Annotated in this window: 16 protein-coding genes and 2 pseudogenes; 5 read left to right on the forward strand and 13 right to left on the reverse strand. The window is 68.2% G+C overall.

Annotation, left to right across the window (positions count from 1 at the left end; genetic code table 11):
• Position 1: 1 nt before the first annotated feature.
• From OG622_RS04295 to OG622_RS04315, 5 genes are all read right to left on the reverse strand, one after another.
• Positions 2-1051: a hypothetical protein gene (locus tag OG622_RS04295; RefSeq protein WP_371573431.1), complete on the reverse strand. Its 1050-nt coding sequence runs from the start codon at positions 1049-1051 to the stop codon at positions 2-4.
• Positions 1052-1537: 486 nt separating this feature from the next.
• Positions 1538-2569, reverse strand: a complete 1032-nt coding sequence (locus OG622_RS04300; protein WP_371573433.1) for a LacI family DNA-binding transcriptional regulator — start codon at positions 2567-2569, stop codon at positions 1538-1540.
• Positions 2570-2651: 82 nt separating this feature from the next.
• A complete protein-coding gene (locus OG622_RS04305; RefSeq protein ID WP_371573434.1) occupies positions 2652-3488 on the reverse strand; it encodes an ATP-binding cassette domain-containing protein in 837 nt (278 codons plus the stop codon).
• Positions 3485-4498 (reverse strand): ABC transporter permease, encoded by a 1014-nt coding sequence (locus OG622_RS04310; RefSeq protein WP_371573437.1) that lies wholly within the window; start codon positions 4496-4498, stop codon positions 3485-3487. The genes OG622_RS04305 and OG622_RS04310 overlap by 4 nt, the downstream gene beginning before the upstream one ends.
• 146 nt (positions 4499-4644) lie before the next feature.
• Entirely contained in the window at positions 4645-5667 is a 1023-nt protein-coding gene (locus OG622_RS04315) for a sugar ABC transporter substrate-binding protein (RefSeq protein ID WP_371573439.1), read from the reverse strand.
• 236 nt (positions 5668-5903) lie between these two features.
• Between OG622_RS04315 and OG622_RS04320 the strand changes: the two genes are divergently transcribed.
• Positions 5904-6866, forward strand: a complete 963-nt coding sequence (locus OG622_RS04320) for a carbohydrate kinase (protein ID WP_371573441.1) — start codon at positions 5904-5906, stop codon at positions 6864-6866.
• A gap of 221 nt (positions 6867-7087) precedes the next feature.
• Positions 7088-7381 carry a putative quinol monooxygenase gene (locus tag OG622_RS04325; protein ID WP_371583998.1) on the forward strand — a complete coding sequence of 98 codons (294 nt, stop codon included), beginning with the start codon at positions 7088-7090 and terminating at the stop codon, positions 7379-7381.
• A gap of 156 nt (positions 7382-7537) precedes the next feature.
• Here OG622_RS04325 and OG622_RS04330 read toward each other — a convergent pair.
• The 3 genes and pseudogenes from OG622_RS04330 to OG622_RS04340 all read right to left on the reverse strand — a co-directional run.
• Positions 7538-8206 (reverse strand): annotated as a pseudogene (locus tag OG622_RS04330) (RNA-guided endonuclease InsQ/TnpB family protein); the annotation flags it as partial.
• A 72-nt stretch (positions 8207-8278) separates the two neighbouring features.
• Entirely contained in the window at positions 8279-10066 is a 1788-nt protein-coding gene (ltrA, locus tag OG622_RS04335; RefSeq protein ID WP_371573442.1) for a group II intron reverse transcriptase/maturase, read from the reverse strand.
• Positions 10067-10699: 633 nt separating this feature from the next.
• Positions 10700-11251, reverse strand: a pseudogene (locus OG622_RS04340) (RNA-guided endonuclease TnpB family protein); the annotation flags it as partial.
• A 281-nt stretch (positions 11252-11532) separates the two neighbouring features.
• On the opposite strand from OG622_RS04340, the gene OG622_RS04345 reads away from it, so the two are divergent.
• Positions 11533-11751 (forward strand): hypothetical protein, encoded by a 219-nt coding sequence (locus OG622_RS04345; RefSeq protein WP_371573444.1) that lies wholly within the window; start codon positions 11533-11535, stop codon positions 11749-11751.
• 134 nt (positions 11752-11885) lie between these two features.
• Here OG622_RS04345 and OG622_RS04350 read toward each other — a convergent pair whose 3' ends face one another.
• Positions 11886-12308, reverse strand: a complete 423-nt coding sequence (locus OG622_RS04350; protein ID WP_371573446.1) for a hypothetical protein — start codon at positions 12306-12308, stop codon at positions 11886-11888.
• 44 nt (positions 12309-12352) lie between these two features.
• Entirely contained in the window at positions 12353-12886 is a 534-nt protein-coding gene (locus tag OG622_RS04355) for a hypothetical protein (RefSeq protein ID WP_371573448.1), read from the reverse strand.
• A 365-nt stretch (positions 12887-13251) separates the two neighbouring features.
• Between OG622_RS04355 and OG622_RS04360 the strand changes: the two genes are divergently transcribed.
• Positions 13252-13503 (forward strand): hypothetical protein, encoded by a 252-nt coding sequence (locus OG622_RS04360; RefSeq protein WP_371573450.1) that lies wholly within the window; start codon positions 13252-13254, stop codon positions 13501-13503.
• 57 nt (positions 13504-13560) lie between these two features.
• On the forward strand, positions 13561-13704 hold the full coding sequence (locus tag OG622_RS04365; RefSeq protein ID WP_371573451.1) for a hypothetical protein: 144 nt from the start codon (positions 13561-13563) through the stop codon (positions 13702-13704).
• Positions 13705-13919: 215 nt separating this feature from the next.
• On the opposite strand, the gene OG622_RS04370 is transcribed toward OG622_RS04365, so the two are convergent.
• Genes OG622_RS04370 through OG622_RS04380 form a run of 3 tightly spaced genes read right to left on the reverse strand, consistent with a single transcriptional unit; the run spans position 13920 to position 17049 of the window.
• Positions 13920-14831 (reverse strand): carbohydrate ABC transporter permease, encoded by a 912-nt coding sequence (locus OG622_RS04370; protein ID WP_371573453.1) that lies wholly within the window; start codon positions 14829-14831, stop codon positions 13920-13922.
• Complete coding sequence (locus OG622_RS04375; protein ID WP_371573456.1) at positions 14831-15733, reverse strand: carbohydrate ABC transporter permease; 903 nt, start codon at positions 15731-15733, stop codon at positions 14831-14833. Before OG622_RS04375 ends, OG622_RS04370 begins: the two co-directional genes overlap by 1 nt.
• Positions 15730-17049 (reverse strand): extracellular solute-binding protein, encoded by a 1320-nt coding sequence (locus OG622_RS04380; RefSeq protein ID WP_371573458.1) that lies wholly within the window; start codon positions 17047-17049, stop codon positions 15730-15732. The genes OG622_RS04375 and OG622_RS04380 overlap by 4 nt, the downstream gene beginning before the upstream one ends.
• Between the last annotated feature and the right edge of the window lie 29 nt (positions 17050-17078).

Here is a 17078-nt window from a genome sequence, read left to right on the forward strand (position 1 = left end):
GTCAGCCTCCCAGCCGCTCGCTCATCAGGTTCGGTTTCGAGCCGTAGATCTCGACGGTCCCGAAGGACATCAGCGCGGAGCCGGCCTTCGCCAGTGCGCGCGGTTTGACGTCGATCGCGTTCGTGCGCTCGGGGCCGTAGGAGAAGGTGGTGCGCGAGCCGTCCACCCGTGCGTACTTCGACTGGAACGCGCGGTCGCTGCGCACGGGCAGCCACAGCGCGCCATCGTGGCCGCGCACCATGGCCTCGGTGTCGGTGTCGCCCAGCGGTGGGTGGGCGGTGCGCCAGGCGTGCCCGTTGCCGGTCATCACGTAGGTGCGGGCCACGCCTTCGGTGTACTGACTGCCGCCGATCGTGACCCGGCCGGACGGTTCGAGAAGGATGGTGTGCACGTTGCTGTTCGGTGGCAGCGGCACCTTCGCCTCCCGCCACGCCGTGCCGTTCCAGCGCAGGACGGTGCCCCCCGTGCTGGTGTCGGCCCAGGCCCAGGCGTCGGTGGCACTGCGCGCGGTGATCCCCATCAGGAACAGCACACCGTCCGGGGTGGACTGTGCGGTCCAGCCGGAGCCGTCGTAGTGCAACACCTTCAGCCCGGTCTCGTCCTCCCCTACCACCCACGCGGCACCCGGTACCGCGGTGAAGTCCTGGTAGGTCCACAGGGTCTGCGGCAGCGGGACGGCACTCCACCCTTGCGCCGACCGGCGCAGGATCTCCCCCGCCCCCTCGCGGATGTGGAGGATCCACACCTCGTTGCCGACGAACTGCACCTTGCCGAGCCGGCCCGGCTCGTCGGCGCCGGGGAACGTGGTGTCCCGGCTCCACGCCGTGCCGTTCCACCGGTACAGCGTCGGCCGCATTCCATCGGTGGCGAGTTCGTACCCGGTCGCCCACGCCTCGCCCGGCCCGCGGGCGGCGAGATCGGACACGGTCACCGGCGGGGCCGCCGCCGGCACCGGCAGCGCCGACCAGCTCGGCGTCACAGCCGCGGCCGGCGACACCACCGCGGCACAGGCGATCACAAGGCAGACAATGACCGTACGGAGACCGTTCACGAGACCCCCCAGGACGCGAAGGTCGCACACGCTATTGGCGTTCACCCCCCGTGAACAGTCGGCATTCGGCCGAACACGATTCCCTCCGGAGGGTCACGCCGTTCGGGCCGCGGCTGAAACTCGGACCCGGGATGCTGGGCGAGCGCGTCCGGGGCACGGGACGCCGTCCGGTTCGTGAAGGACGCGCTGCGCGGCTCCCCGCCGGCGGTGTGCCACACGTCCGCTCCTGCGCAGCCGGTAGACGGTTGCTCCCACCCGAACCGGGTTGGTGTGGCTGTTCTGACCCGCCTCAAGGATCTGACGCCGGGCGATGAGAAGGTGCTGCGACGGGCGGGCAGTATCGCCAAGGCCACGCACGACCAGTGGGCGCCGGCCCGACGCTGCCAGTTGGCGCACATCCAGAAGTGGAAGCCGGAGTGCGCATCGGCATTTGCCGAAACCGATCCCGGCGGTCACCCGGACCGTGCGCGGCCACCGTCTCCGCGGTCACGCCTCCTGCAGAGCCGGAGCGGGCCGCTCCCCCGACCCCCGGACGATCAGGCGGGTGGGGACCGTGACGGTACGGGCGCGCGTGCGGTCACCGTCCAGGCGGGCCAGCGCGGTGGTCGCGGCAGTCCTGCCGATCTCCTCGGGGTCCTGGGCGACGACGCTCAGGGCGGGTTCGAGTGCCTCGGCGAGGGCCACGTCGTCGAAGGCGACGACAGCGACGTCCTTGCGGCCGGCGCGGGCGAGTTCGGTCACTATGCCCAGCGCGACGATGTTGTTGCCGGCGAACAGCGCGGTGGGAGGGTCGGTCAGGCCCAGGAGTTGGGACGTGGCCGTGGATGCGCCGTGCTGGTCGTGGGCGTTGGTGACCAGCGTGCGGTCGTAGGGGATCTCGGTCTCCTGCAGCGCCGAGCGGTAGCCCGCCAGACGTTCGCGGCGGGTGTAGAGCTTGGTGGGCAGGTCACCGATGAAGCCGATACGCCGGTGCCCGTGGGCGACCAGGTGCGCGACGCCGTCGTGGGCGCCCATGCGGTTGGTGCTGACCACGCTGTCCGTGGCCAGGCCCGATCCCGGGCGGTCGAGGAAGACGATGGGCAGGCCGGCGGCGCGGTGGGACTTGAGGTGGGAGTGGTCGGCGCCGACGGACGGCACGACCATCAGGATACTGATGCGGCGCGCGAGGAACTTGTCCGTCAGCGCGCGTTCGCGGTCGGGGTCGTCCGCGGAGGAGCCCATGAGCAGCGTCAGTCCGCGGTCGCGGACGGTGTCCTCGATGCTGCTGGCCACGGCTCCGAAGAAGGGGTTGCCGAGGTCGGGGATGACCAGGCCGACGGTGGTGTCGGGTCCGCCGACGCGGATGTTGCGGGCCATGAGGTTCGGCTGGAAACCGAGCTTGGCCACCGCGGCCATCACCTGTTCGCGGGTCTGGGCCGAGGCGGGTCCGTCCTCGTTGAGGACTCGGGAGACGGTTTTGGCGCTGACGCCCACTTCTCGGGCGACGTCGGCCAGGGTGGGGCGGCGGTTGGCTGCCATGGAGGAAACGGTCTCCTGTGCTCGTCACTCACAGGTTCCGGACACGGCCTGGGCCGGAACCTGTGAGTGCTTCAGTCGTACGTCAGTTGGCCTGGACTCCCGCGGCCTTGGCCGCCGCGGAATCCGCCACGACAGTATCTCCGGCCGCGTCGACGGTGAGCGCGCCGGTCATGATGGCGACGACCTCCGCCATGGAGTAGTCGGAGGGCTTGATCACGGCGGCGCGCCTGCCGAGGCGGTGGACGTGGATCCGGTCGGCGATCTCGAAGACGTGCGGCATGTTGTGGCTGATCAGGACGACCGGCATGCCCTTGTCGCGGACGCGGCGGATGAGGTCGAGGACCTGACCGGATTCCTTGACGCCGAGGGCGGCGGTGGGTTCGTCCATGACGACGACGCTGCGGGCCCAGGCGACGGAGCGGGCGACGGCGACGGCCTGCCGCTGTCCGCCGGAGAGGGTCTCGACCGACTGGGTCAGCGAGCGCAGGCCGATCTTCAGGTCGGCCATGTGCTCGGCGGCCTCCTCGCGCATGCGCTTCTTGTCGAGCATGCGGAAGACACTGCCGAGGACGCCGGGGCGGCGCAGTTCGCGTCCGAGGAACATGTTGGAGGCGATGTCCATGGAGGCGGCCACGGCGAGGTCCTGATAGACCGTCTCGATGCCGTGGGCGCGTGCGCTCTGCGGTCCGGAGAAGGTGATGGGCCGGCCGTCGAGGCGTATCTCGCCCTCGTCCGGGGTCACCGCGCCGGTGAGGGCCTTGATCAGGCTGGTCTTGCCGGCGCCGTTGTCACCGATGACGGCGAGGACCTCGCCGGGCAGCAGGTCGAAGTCGGCGCCGTCGATGGCGGTGACCTGGCCGTAGCGCTTGACCAGACCGCGGGCCTGCAGCACGGGCGTGGGAGTGGAGGTGGCGGTCATCGGGCCTTCTTCCGGGAGAGCTGGTCGACGGTCACCGCGAGGATCACCAGGACACCGGTGATCAGGGTCTGGTAGATGGAGGCGACGCCCATCAGCTGCAGACCGTTGCGGAAGACACCGACGATGAGGACGCCGATGAAGGTGCCCAGGACCGAACCGCGGCCGCCGAAGAGGCTGGTGCCGCCGAGAACCACGGCGGTGATGCTGTCGAGGTTGTCCGTCTGCCCGGCCTGCGGGTCGCCGACCCCGGTGCGGGAGATGAGCAGCACGGCGGCGATGCCGTAGAGGAGGCCGGCCACGGTGTAGACGCCGATGGTCAGGCGGGAGGTGCGGATGCCGTTCAGGCGCGCCGCCTCCGGGCTGTTGCCCAGCGCGTAGACGTGTCGGCCCCAGCCGGTGCTGCTCAGCGCGTAGGCGAGGAGAAGGAACAGGGCGATGGTGACCAGGGAGCCGTACGTGATGTCGGTCTTGCCGAGGGGGAAGGTCTGCCCGAGGGCCGTCAGGGGGCCGGGCAGGTTGGTGACCGTCTGTTCCTCGGAATAGATGTGGGTCAGGGCGAACGCCACGTTGAGCATGCCGAGGGTGACGATGAACGGCGGCAGCGGGATCTTCTGCACGAGCAGCCCGTTGAGCAGCCCGAAGCCGCCGCAGACGACCAGGCCCAGGGTGATGGCGGCGAGCGGGGGAAGGGAGCCCTCGGCGGCCATCTTGGCGATCACGATGCTGCCGAACGCCATCACGGCTCCGCACGACAGGTCGATGCCCGCCGTGAGGATGATCAGGGTCTGTCCGATGGCGAGGGTGCCGACGACCATGACCTGCTGCACGATCAGCGAGAAGTTGCCGCCCGTGAGGAACTGGTCGGTCGAGAGGGAGAAGAAGGCGCAGGCCAACAGGAGGGCGACCAGGGGGCCGGTGGTCGGTGCCGTGAGCAGTCGGCGGGCCGTGGTCGGTGCTTTGAGCTCGGCGTACGGCGAGGACGTGCCCGGGGGTGTGGTCGTGGCTGTCATGCGAAGTCCTTGTCGGAAGACAGAAGTCGTTGCCCGCCCTGGTCGGAGGACAAGAGGACAAGCGGGCGGCCGTCCCCCGGTCAGGAAGGAAGGGACGGCCGCCCCGCTCAAGGGAGAGGCGGAGTCGTACGGACCTCAGGGGCGACTCAGCCCCAGCAGTTCTCCAGGCCGTAGCCGGTGTCCTTGGACGTGATCCCGTCCTGGGCCTTGTCGGTGATCAGGGTGACGCCCGTGTCGGTGTAACCGGACGCCTTCTTGCCGTCCTTGGCGTACGTCACCACGGCCTTGACGCCCTCGGAGGCCATCTTCAGCGGGTACTGCTGCGAGGTGGCGGCGATCTTGCCGTCCTTGACCGCCTGGGTCCCGGTGCAGCCGCCGTCGACGGAGACGATCAGGACGTCCTTCTCCCGGCCCTTGGCCTTGAGCGCGGTGTACGCGCCCAGCGCGGCCGGCTCGTTGATCGTGTAGACGACGTTGATGTCCGGCTCCTTCTGGAGACAGTTCTCCATCGCCGTCTGCCCCTTGGCCTGGTCGCCGCCGGTGTCCTGGGCGCAGGCGACGTCCTTCTCGGTGGCGCCGAAGCCCTTGAGGAAGCCGTTGTGCCGCTGGACGCCGACGGAGACACCCGGTGCGAGGTCAAGGGCGGCTATCTTCGCGGTCTTGCCCTTCATGGCGGCCTTGGCGTACTCGCCGATCAGCTCGCCGGCCTTGAGGTTGTCGGTGGCGAAGAGGGCGTCGACCGCGCTCTCCGGTTCGGTCGGGGTGTCCAGGGCGATGACCAGGACGCCCTTGGCCTTGGCCTTCTCGATCGCGGGCACGATGGCCTTGGAGTCGCTCGGGGTGATCAGGATGCCCTTCACGCCGGCGGCCACCATGTTCTCGATGGCCGTGACCTGACCGGCGTTGTCGCCGTCGAACTTGCCGGCCGCCGTCATCAGCTTGACGCCCTCGGCCTCCGCGGCCTTCTCGGCGCCCTCCTTCATCTTCACGAAGAACGGGTTGGTGTCGGTCTTGGTGATCAGACCGACCTTGACCTCGCCCGAATCAGAGCCGGAGCCGGTGGACGTCGATCCGGAGCCGGACCCGCAGGCCGTCAGGGCGAGGGCCGCGACGCCCGTGACAGCGGCGGTTCTGAGGAGGGAGGAGGACAGGCGAGTGGTGCGAGACATGATCGACTCCTGTGGGATAGCGGGCGGCACGGGGTCGGGTACTGAGCATGCCGTCCGGGGTGTCATCGTTGACTTATGTCATCGTTGACACCGCCTGGCGAGGATGATGGACTCCGTTTCCCGGAAACGTCAATGCCCCGCGCTCGTCACAAATCGGCAACGCCCCGGCGTCACCCGCCGGCAGCCACGCCCCGACGCGTCCGGCCTGCCCGTCCGTTCGTCAGAGAAGAGCAGCCATGAGCCCGCGTCAGATCACCGTCCTGGGAGAGTGCGTCGCGGACGCCTTCGCCGAACCCGCGAGCACCTCGAACGAACTCGCCCTGCGTGTACTGCCGGGCGGCGGACCCGCGAACACGGCAGTGGCCCTGGCCCGGCTCGGCACCCCGGCCCGCTTCCTCGCGCGCTTGTCCGGTGACGTGTTCGGCCGCCTCTTCCGCGCCCACCTGGAGGCGTCCGGGGTGGACCTGTCGAGCGCCGTCCAGGCCGCCGAGCCCAGCACCCTGGCCGTGGCGGAACTGGATTCCCAGGGGCAGGCGGCGTTCTCCTTCCACGCGCAGAACACGGCCGACTGGCAGTGGACGGCCGGGGAACTGGCGCGGGTGGACCTGTCCGGCACCGACTGCGTGCACACCGGATCGCTGGCCCTGGTCCGGGAACCCGGGGCGGCGGTGGTGGAGGACTTCCTGGCGGCGGCCGCCCCTGGCGCGACCATCAGCATCGACCCCAACGTCCGGCCGCTGCTGGTGCACCCCGACGTCTACCGCGCCCGGCTGGCGCACTGGTGCGCCCTCGCCGATGTACTCCGACTGAGCGAGGACGACCTGGAACTCCTGCTGCCGGGCACCCCACCCGAGGAGGCGTGCGACCTCTGGCACGCGGCCGGGGCACGGCTGGTCGTGATCACGCGCGGTGCCGACGGTGTGCTGGCCTCGCTCGACGGCGAACGGATCCGGGTCCCCGCCGTGCCGACGACCGTCGCCGACACGGTCGGGGCCGGGGACTCCTTCACCGCCGGGCTGCTGCACCACCTCGGCGCCCACGGCCTCCTCGGCGGCCGACTGACGGAACTCAGCCTCGACGACGTCGCGCAGGCGTGCCGGTTCGCCGTCCAGGTAGCCGCCCTGACCTGCGCGGTCGCCGGTCCCAATCCCCCGTGGCAGAGCCAGCTGACGCAGCTCGCCACAGCCGACCGCGCGTGACGGGCATGAGAACCGCCTGAGCGTGCGTCGCAGCCGGACCGTTGACGCGTCGGCCGGATTGCCTCCATCATCGGGCCACCACTCGGTGTCATCGATGACACAAGTCAACGATGACACTGGCCGGCGCCGTGGACGACGGCGCCGGACAGGACGTCACTTCCGGCCGGTCCGCGCCGGACATCAGGCTCGGCCGCGCTGACGGCCGCAGCACAGGAGACCTCATGAACAAGTCCCTGCTCGCCGAGTTCACCGCCCGCGAGGGAGCGGAGGACGAGGTCACCCGCCTGATCCTGGAGTACGCCGAGAGGGTGCGGGAGGAGGACGGCAATCTCGCCTTCGACGTCTACACCAAGGAGTCCCACCCCCGCGCCTTCTGGATCTTCGAGGTGTACCGGGACGAGGACGCCTTTCAGGCCCACCTGAAAGCACCGTACGGCGGCCCGTTCAACACCCTCCTCACCCCGCTGATCGAGGAGGACGCCTCGGTGCTGACCTTCCTCGATCCGGTGACCTGACGGCCCCTGTTCCGGCGACGCGGCACGCGGCATCGGCCGGGACGGCCCGCGCGGCCGGAAGGTAGGGTCTGCGACCAACCGCGGGCTCGCATTAGGCACGGGGCGGGGAGCGCGTAATTGAATCCTCCCCTCCCTGAAGGGAAGGGGATTCCTGGCTCAGGCCGCCTCCTGGAGCAGCGCTCCAGGAGGTCTTCCGCCATCAGCGCCAGCCGGGTTGAGACCAGCCCGGACGAGCATGACGCGGGCGGAGTTCTTGTCCCGAGGGGACACATTTCCGCACGCGGTGCAGGTGTAGGTGCGCTCACCCAGCGGCAGGCGATGCTTGGCTCTCGCATCGCAGTGCGCGCAGTCCATGGTGGTGTGCGCGGGGTGGACGAGGCGGATGTCCCGCCCGTGCTTGCGGCCCATCTCGATCAGAGCCGACTTGGTGGCGCCGATGGCGGCGTCGGCGGCCTTGCGGGCCATGGTGCTCCTGGCCAGGAATTTCGGGCGGAAGTCCTCGACGGCGATGGCGTCGTGGTCGCGGACCACTTTCTTGGCCCACTTGCGGCCGGTGTCCGCACGCTGTCTGGCGACCTTCTTGTGCGCCTTCGCCCGCAGTTTCTTCGCCTCGCGGTAGCCCTTCGATCCGGGCCTGCCCTTCTTCGGCCTGCGGCGGGCCATCATGCGGTCGTACCGGGTCAGCTGCGCCTTGGCTTTCCTGCCGTGCCCGGCGTGGGGCAGGTCGTGCGCGTCGGACGTGGTGGTCGCGGTCTCCTTCACCCCCCAGTCGACGCCGAGTACACGGCCTGTCTCAGGCAGGGGCTGGATCTGGGCGGGGACGAGTCGGGTAGCCGGGACACGTCGCCGTGTCCCGGCCCCCTCAGAACCGTGCGTGCCACTTTCACGGCACACGGCTCAAGCAGAACCCACTGGGTGCCTGCTCTTCCGTCCGGTCTTCATGTCGTCGGCCTCATGGTGCTGCCGATGACAGTCCGCGTGTACGAGGCGGAGGTTCTTCCAGTCGTTCCCGCCCCCTTCTCGCCGGTAGACGAAGTGGTGCTTATGCAGCTTCTTCGCCACGGCCGCGAACCATTCAATCCACTCTCGTGGATTGTCCGGTTCGTATTCGGCCCCGGTGATCAGGGCCCCGTTACAGAGCGGACACAGCCCTTGCTGGCGGAAAGCCAGGTTCAGGCTGGTCTTATCCATCACGGGGGACGCCTTCTTTCTGCGCCGGTTCGCCCAGTAGTCCCGGAGGGACGGATCGTCTATCGACGCCGTTCCCTTTACCCGGACGTGACGGACGATCGGGGTCCAGGTGAACTTGTAGAGGTAGGCGCCGGAGACTCGGTCACCGAACACCCACTTGTCCGCCCGGGACTTGTTGAAGGTGCCGAAGTACCGGGCGCGTACCCAGTCCTTCGACTTATTGGGATGACTGCGTCTGGACCACTTGAAGGTGAGCTTCCAGACGTAGGTGTCCAGCGATCCGAAGATCTTCGAGGACATCACCCCCCGGTAGTACGTCGCCCACCCACGCACGATTGGCGTGAGTGTTCTCAGTACCGCTGCGGCGTTGGCGCCGTTCAGCGCCTTCACCTCTGTTCGCAGCCGTTCCCGGATTCTCTGTACCGCATCCTTGCTCGGCCGAATGACGACCTTGTGTTCGCTGGATCTTCGGATATTGAATCCGAGGAAGTCGAAGCCCTTTCCCAGGCGGGTGATTTGGGTCTTCTCCTCGTTGAAACGGAGCCCTCTGGGCTCCAGCCACAACGCCAGTTTCCGCTTGGCCCGCTCGGCCTCCTCCTTCGAGTGCGTGAGCACCACGAAGTCATCGGCGTACCGAACAAGGACCGGGGTCCCGGGCTTCGCACCGGGCTCCATGCCCTTGCGAAGCCGGAATCCGACCCCTACGGCTTCCTCCATTCCGTGCAGAGCGATGTTCAGCAGCAGTGGGCTGATCACTCCCCCTTGAGGCGTTCCTTCCTCTGTCGGGGCCCATCGGCCGTTCTCCATAACTCCCGCCTTGAGCCACCCATGGATTGCGTCCCTTCCGGGGAACGATCCGATGGACTGCATCAGATGGTTGTGATGGATGCGGTCGAATGCCGCCGACAGGTCCGCGTCCAGGACCCACTCCCGTACCTGGGATTTGCGGCACGTCATCGAGAAAATACTCTCGATCGCATCGTGACAGCTCCTCCCTGGCCGGAAGCCGTACGACCTGGGCTCGAACCGAGCCTCCCATTCGGGCTCCAAGGCATTCTTCACCCGTGCCTGCGAGACACGGTCTCTGATTACCGGGATACCGAGTGGACGCTGCTTCCCATTGCTCTTCGGGATGTACACCCGCTTCACCGCATCGGACCGTCGGAAAGGTGCCTCCTGGATCTCCGTGGCGAGCTTCGCTCGCCCCTTTGGATCCAGAACCACTTCTCCGTCGATCCCGGCGGTCTTGCGGCCGGAACTCTGCTGAGTGACTCGGCGCACGCTGACCAGCGTGTTACTCCTCGACCGCAGCATGAGCTTTTGCAGGTTACGGACCTTTGCCAGGTCCCCTTCCTGTGACGCCTTGAAGATCCGTTGGCGAAGTCGCCGTACGTTCGCTTCCTCGCTGGCCCAGTCGATGCCGTGCCAGTCGAGTCCAGGAACGCCCTCAGGTCCGTTCACCACACCAGCTGGCGCGGTGTCCAACTTGCCCATCGGTTCGGGTCCCTTCCCGCCTTCTCTTCAAAGTTCCACCCGGTCCACGTCAGCACCCTTTCGGGTCGGGTAAATGCCCGTATCCGACGGGTTATCCGCGTTGCCTCGGAGCAGGCAGCCGCGGTTTTCCCTGGCCTTTCGACCTATCGGCGTTTGCTTCTTGGACCATCCTGTTCCCGCTGCGACATCGACTCACCTTGCGGATTGCCTACTGCCGGTGGCAGACCGCAACGGGGTTTCCACGTTCCGCTCCATCAAGGTGCGGTTGGGGAGGGTGCCTCCTTTACCCCGGACCCGGTGGTGTCCGTACCGCCCTGCGTTCGTCCAGGGCGGCCACCTGGCGCATTTCAACGCCGAGGGCCTGTCGGCCAGTTCAACTTCCCGTCTTCTGGCCGTTACGCTGACGGGGCATCGCCAGAGGTTCGCGCGTGCTCACCCTTCCAACCTTCCCCTCGCCTGTAGCCCCCGGACGGTTCGGGACCCCTTGGGCTTTTGATCCGGCTTCACACCCCGCCGTTACCAGCAACGCATGCGGACCTGGGGACTGATCTTGGACACAAATCAGGGAGACAACCCGTACTCCTTCTCTCCGTGGGTTGCCCCCACTTGAATGGAGCGACCTCGTGTCGCACCGAACGAGCCGTACCAGTGCCCGAGGCTGTCCTGGTACACGCGCACCGAGGACGGCTCCGCCGGCAGTTCCCGCGACCACACCACGGTCAGGACGATGCCGCCCGCCAGATGCAGCCGGCCGTCCTTCAGCCGGAACCCGCGCCGCGTGTAGTTGAGGGTCGGCAGCGCCTCGCGTCTGGTCTTCCACTTCGGCATCCCGGCCCGGCGCGTCATGGGCAGGCGCTCTTTGATGTCCTTGTGTGCCTTGGCGCGGGAGCGGCCGAAGTCGCGGATGGTCTGCTGCTGGACAACCGAGGAGCCCTCGCGCAGCCACGGCGTGCGGGTGCGGGCCTCGGTCAGCATCCTGTCGAGCTGAGCCGGACCGCATGTGGCCTTCTCGCCGGTTGCCTTGTTGTGCAGGTGTACGGCCCTGGACTTGGCGACGCACTCGTTCCACAGCCAGCGGCAGCGGTCCCACTCCGCCGCCAGCGCGGCGCGGGCGGCGGACGACACGCGCAGCCGGTACGTGTACCGGGCCTGCCCGGCCTCCCCGGCCGCCGTCACCTGCGCCATCTCGCCCCCTCACGCTCCCCGGCCGGGACACCGTGCCGTCCCGAACCCCGCAAAGGACCATACGTACGACAGCCGCACAAACGCACCCCGATCCCGCCACCACCACCCCCACCAGCGACCACAGGCACACGCGTTCGCATCACCTCCGCGATACCGACAGCGGTACGGGCGCTCCGCGTCCCGAACCGGACGCGGCGACACCCCGCGTCGCGACACCCGGATGCGATTCCTCCCCGGCGTGAACGCCGGGACCTCCCCGCAAGAAACAGGTGAACACGATCATGGCCAAGGTCAACGGTGTACTCGCCGCGGTCCTGCTCCTGTTCGTCTCCGTGGTGGCCCTGCGTTCCGTGATCGGCCCTCGCATGGCCTGGGAGTACGACGAGGTCTTCCCGGACGCCGGCGAACTGTCCGGCCGGCCCGTGCCGGGCGACCTGCTGCGCCGCATGATCGCCTTCCGCGTGCGCGAACACGAGGACGACGGAGTGCCGTGGATGTGACAGCCGCAGAGGTGCGGCGACACCGCTGACGGGCGGCGACTCGGGAGGCTCTTGAGTCGCGTCGACACCGAGTGTGGCGTGCGCTGCTTTCTCGGCGGTGGCCGGCGCCCTCCCGGCAAGGACCGCCCTACAGCCTAGGCGCAGCCCGGCGGTTCATCCTTGGTCGGTACGAATTGCATCGTGGGCATCCCGACGGCATCGAAGTTGGCGGTATCCGGGCCGATCAGCGTCATATAGCCGGCGAGCCTCTGGCTCTCCTGCGCGGGCGGTTCCCCCTTCACCTGCTCGACACCGGGGAACACGGAGTCGAGGACCCACCAACGGCCGCCGAAATGCACCCACTTGATCCCGCAGTGCGTATAGATGTCGTACGGGTACGGCTTGTGCTGCTTGGGCTTTGCCGGCCCTTCCTGCCACTCTCCCTCCGCGACGGTGCGAGCAGACAGGGTGGGACCGGTGTACCCCTCGTCGCCCGGATTACCGGACGGGGACGAGCACCCGGAGAGCAACAGCCCGGCACCCAGGAACAGAACAGCGGCTCGGCGCGATATCTTCACGCACCTCAGACGCCGCGGGTACGCATTCCGTTCGTCCCTGCCGGTCAAACGTCAGAATGAGCTTGTGCTTTCACCTCTGCCGGCACACCGAGGTCGTGCCGCATGGCGGTTCTCATGGTTCGGAGCATGTCCCAGACCTCGGACTGGGCCCGGGCCGCGGTCTCCATCGTTTCGCCTGGTCCGGGGGCACCGCGTTCAAGGCGCTTGACCTGGCCGAAGACCTCGTTCAGGGCTCGGTTGACGGCACCCGCTCGCACGAGTACTTCTTCGGGGGCGATCATCTGCGCCTCGGAGTATCGATCGCGGTGCGCGTCCTTCGCTTGGTCGAGTGCGTCACTGTCGGCGTCCCCCACGGCGCGTTCCCTCATGACGTGCAGGTGGCGGTTGAGTGCGGTGGTGAACTGCCGGGCATCCCGGTTGAGTTCCACGTAGCAGGTGCGTCGGAGTGAACGGTTCTCGCGGATCTCGTCATGGTCACGAACGAGCTCTATCTCCCGGCGCTTCGCTCGTTCGGCGCCGCGCTGGGTGAGAAGCGAACCTCCCAGAGTTCCTGCGACGCCTGCCACCGCGATGATCACTGAGCTGAGATCCACCGACGCACTCCGTGAACTTCCTCGGCCGCGCGCCCGCTGCACGTGGCTCAAGCCGTCAATTTTGCCGTTCCTCGGCCCTTTCCCCCGCGCACGATCACATTTCGCGTCCACGCAGGTTCGATGGTAAGCCGATCGCGCCCTGCGATTGCGTGGTAGTCGAAATCGCCACGGCAACGCCAACTGACCGCGTTTCCAGAGGATATGGCGAGATCAGGCGATGCGGCGCCTGAGCCGGTACTCGTTCTGGGCTCGTGGGGCGATCATGAAGGCTTCTGGGCGGACAAGGCGTCCGTCACCAACGTCGTCTCGTCGTCGACGGCTGCGGCGTTCGTGTCCCGTTCGCTTTGGTCGTGCTCGACCAGGTCGGGATGGCGCGGGCCGAGGCGGTGGAGGCCGCGCCGGCGGCGCCTGCGGCGCCGGCCGCCAGGGTGGCCGGTGTTTTCTCCGCAGCCCTCCCTCGGCTGATGCCAGGGCCCGCTGCCGCCCTCAACGAGGAAGAGGGAGCGCTGGAAGAGGCCCTGGAGGGCTTCCGGACCGCGGTGCGGCCTGGGAAGCGGGCCGTGCCGGCGGGGCTGAAGTGGCAGCACACTGGTCGTTCTTGAACACGACCGTGCGCAGCCGACTTCTGGAAAACCGGCGGGGCCTGGCTCGCTGCGCCCATGGCCGCCCAGATCGACGCGTACGTGGCCGGACTGACGGGCGAGCCATACGTGGACGGCTGGCTGCGGGACCTCGGCCTCGCGGTGCGACGGATCAAGAACGGCTCGGACGTCGTCTCCAGCGCGCTCCACGAGCTGTGGTGACAACTGGAGTCCGGACCGGAGGTGGTCGAGTCCGTGACCGGACTCGATGCGCTGAGCCGGGAGGCATCTGCCGTCCTCCAGAACCCGCCGCCCTCGCCTCGGTAATCGCCGTGCGGTGGCACATGTACCGCGATGCTCGTCCCCTGGTCCCGCGCGGGCGGCGTGCGTCGCGGCCGCCAGGCGCGGGTGGCCGCGTGTGTCGCCGTCGGTGATCCCTACTTGCCGAAGCCGGCGGTGAGTCCGCCGATCAGCTGGCGGCGGCCGACGACGTAGAGGGCGAGGATGGGGAGGGTGGACAGGACGACCGCGGCGAGGATCGCGGGGATGTTGATGGTGAACTCTCCCTGGAAGCTCCACACGAACAGGGGCAGGACCCGCTTGTCGGGGCTCTGGGTGAGAATCAGCGGGAAGAGGAAGCCGTTCCACACGTTGAGCGCGTCGTAGATCGTCACCGTGATCAGCGCGGGGCGGGAGAGCGGCAGCGCCAGACTCCACAGCATGCGCCAGTGGCCGGCGCCGTCCGCGCGCATGGACTCGTACAGCTCGTCGGGGATGTCCCGTAGGAAGTTGACGAGAATGATGACCGTGAGGGGGATGGCGAACGCCGCCGAGGGGAGGACGATCGCGCCCAGGGTGTCGTACATCTGCGCCTTGGCGATCAGGTAGTACACCGGGATGATCGTGGCCTGCAGCGGGATGGCGAGTCCCAGCAGGAAGACGCTGAACGTCCAGCGCAGGGCCCGGCTGGTGCCGCGCACGATGGCGTAGGCCGCCAGGAACGACACCGCGAGGGTCAGCAGGGTCGCGCCGGCCGTCACCACGACGCTGTTCCACAGGAAGTGGGTGTAGCCGCTGTCCAGGACCAGGCGGTAGTTCTCCAGGGTCGGGTCGGTGGGGAGCGCCAGGGGGTTGGCGTCGAAGAAGCCCTCGCGGGAGCGGAGGCTGGTGACGACGACCCAGTACACCGGTATGAGAACGATGAGCAGCCAGAGCAAGCCGCCCAGAGTACCCGGCGAGTTGGTGCGGCGCAGGCGGGCGAGGCGGCCTGGCGGAGTGGACGGTGCTGCGGAGGACTGGGGCACACGGGCCTCGGAGTCGGTCTGCGGGGCGTGGGAGAGCGCGGACATCACACACCTGCCTGCTGGCTTCGCATCTGGGAGAAGCCGGAGAAGCGGACGACGATCAGGGAGAGGAGGAGCCCGGCGGCGACCAGGATGACGGAGATAGCGCTGGCGAGGCCCATCTCGTTGCTCTGGAAGCCGGTGATGTACATGTCGAGCGGGAGCAGGCGGGTGGCGTAGCCGGGGCCGCCGCCGGTGAGGACGAAGACGAGGTCGAAGTAGGTGAGCGAACCGACCAGCATCAGCGTCGAGGAGGTGACGACGGTGTAGCGGAGCTGGGGCAGGGTGATGTGCCAGAACTGGGCGAGCCGGCCCGCCCCGTCGATCGCGGCGGCCTCGTACAGGGAAGTCGGGATCTGCCGGGTGCCTGCCTGGTAGAGCAGGGTGTGGAACGGTACGAACTGCCAGGCGATGACGAACACGACCGCGTAGAAGGCGAGTTCGGGATCGCCCAGCCAGTTCTGGTCCAGCAGGGGCAGGTCGAGGCTCGCGCCCAGGCCGAAGTTGGGGTCGAGCAGGTTCTTGAAGATGATGGCGATGGCCGCCGTGGAGATCAGCAGCGGGACGAAGTAGAACACCGCGAGGAGGGCGCGGTAGCGCTGTTTCCCGGCGACGAAGACACCGAGGAGCAGGCTGATCGGGGTCTGTACGAGCCAGGAGACCAGCATGAACTTGAGCGTGAGCCAGAGGGCGTGCCGGGTGACGTCGCTGGTGAGGGCCGTGTGCCAGTTGTCCGTGCCGGCCCAGGCCGGCGCGCCGAGGCCGTCCCAGCGGGTGAAGCTGAGGTAGACGACGATCCCCATCGGTATGAGTGCGAAGACGGCGAAGAGCAGCAGGGCGGGCAGTGCCATGAGGAAGGGCGGGCCGCCCTGCTGCCGGGCCGGCGCGGAGACCTTGGCGGTGCTCACTTCGCCGCCGCCTCGTCCATCTGCGCGCAGAACTCCTCCGGGCTGATCTGGCCGAGGAAGAGCTGGTCGAGGTGGGTGAGCAGGTCGTTGCCGAGTTCGGGGCTGAGGGCCTGGTCCCAGGAGAGCTGGAAGTTCTTGGCGTCGCGGGTGAGGTTGTAGACGTACGACGACCAGTCCGCGTTGGCCGAGGCCTTGATCTTGGCGTCCAGGTCCTTCACCGGCGGGACGTCGCCGCCCTTGAGCAGGTTGTCGATGTAGGCGTCGTTGTAGACGCCGTCCTTGAGGTACGACACGGCTGTCTTCTTCTCCTTGGCGCTCGCCTGCGCGGACAGGGAGAAGAAGTTGGCCGGGTTGCCGACGATGTTGCTCGCGTCGCCCTTGCCGCCGGTGACGGCCGGGAAGCCGGTCCAGCCGAGGTGGTCCCCGGAGACGAACTCGGGCGAGCCGGCGTTGATGGAGCCGTAGCCCCAGCTGCCCTGGAGGATCATCGCGGCCTTGCCGGTGTACAGCTGGGCCTCGGCCTGGCCGGTGTCGGCGGAGACGGAGGTGAAGCCCTTGGCGAAGCCTCCCGCGTCCACCAGTTGCTTGATCATCTGGGCGGACTTGAGGACGGCCGGGTCGGACCAGGCGTCCTTCTTGCCCGCGGCGATGTTCGCGAAGGTCTCGGGTCCGCCGACGCGGTCGACGAGGTACTCCAGCCACATCAGGTCGGGCCACTTGGAGGCGCCGCCCATGGAGATCGGGGCGATGCCCTCGGCCTTGAACTTCTTCACCAGGGCGAGCAGGTCGTCCCAGGTCTTCGGCGGCTCCGCGCCGGCCTTCTTGAACAGGTCCTGGTTGAAGTACAGGACCACGGGCTGGACGCCGTTGACGGGGACGCCGTAGGTCTTGCCGTCGAAGGTGGCGGACTTCAGGACCGAGGGGAAGATGCGGTTCTTCCACTCCGGGCTGGCGTCGAGTTCGGAGGTGAGGTCGGCGACCTTGCCCGCGTCCACGTAGCTCTTCAGCCCGCCGCCGCCCCAGTTCTCGAAGAGGACCGGCCCGTTGCCGGCGCCGACAGCGGTGCGCAGCTTCTGCTTGTACGGGTCGTTCTGGAAGTACTGGTAGGTGATCTCGCTGTCCGGGTGGTCCTTGTTCCACTGGGTGGCCGAGGCCCGGAAGGTCGCTTCGGATCCCTGGGTCAGCGCCCAGAACAGCGCGCCGTCGCCGGAGTCGGCACCGGTGGTGCGTCCGCCGCTGCCGCAGGCGGAGAGGGTGAGGGCCAGTGCCGCCGCCGAGGCGGTGCTCATGAAACGGAACGGGGTTCTCGAGGCCATGGGGAGCTCCTTCGCTCTGCAGAGGATCC

It is taken from the genome of Streptomyces sp. NBC_01314 (genome assembly GCF_041435215.1).
In the GTDB taxonomy this organism is placed as follows: domain Bacteria; phylum Actinomycetota; class Actinomycetes; order Streptomycetales; family Streptomycetaceae; genus Streptomyces.

Bases quoted from the DNA above. Each gene is read 5' to 3' on its own strand.
- OG622_RS04300 (WP_371573433.1), bottom strand. From the start codon at position 2,569: ATGGCAGCCAACCGCCGCCCCACCCTGGCCGACGTCGCCCGAGAAGTG.
- OG622_RS04305 (WP_371573434.1), bottom strand. From the start codon at position 3,488: ATGACCGCCACCTCCACTCCCACGCCCGTGCTGCAGGCCCGCGGTCTG.
- OG622_RS04310 (WP_371573437.1), bottom strand. From the start codon at position 4,498: ATGACAGCCACGACCACACCCCCGGGCACGTCCTCGCCGTACGCCGAG.
- OG622_RS04315 (WP_371573439.1), bottom strand. From the start codon at position 5,667: ATGTCTCGCACCACTCGCCTGTCCTCCTCCCTCCTCAGAACCGCCGCT.
- OG622_RS04320 (WP_371573441.1), top strand. From the start codon at position 5,904: ATGAGCCCGCGTCAGATCACCGTCCTGGGAGAGTGCGTCGCGGACGCC.
- OG622_RS04325 (WP_371583998.1), top strand. From the start codon at position 7,088: ATGAACAAGTCCCTGCTCGCCGAGTTCACCGCCCGCGAGGGAGCGGAG.
- ltrA (WP_371573442.1), bottom strand. From the start codon at position 10,066: ATGGGCAAGTTGGACACCGCGCCAGCTGGTGTGGTGAACGGACCTGAG.
- OG622_RS04345 (WP_371573444.1), top strand. From the start codon at position 11,533: ATGGCCAAGGTCAACGGTGTACTCGCCGCGGTCCTGCTCCTGTTCGTC.
- OG622_RS04365 (WP_371573451.1), top strand. From the start codon at position 13,561: ATGGCCGCCCAGATCGACGCGTACGTGGCCGGACTGACGGGCGAGCCA.
- OG622_RS04370 (WP_371573453.1), bottom strand. From the start codon at position 14,831: ATGTCCGCGCTCTCCCACGCCCCGCAGACCGACTCCGAGGCCCGTGTG.
- OG622_RS04380 (WP_371573458.1), bottom strand. From the start codon at position 17,049: ATGGCCTCGAGAACCCCGTTCCGTTTCATGAGCACCGCCTCGGCGGCG.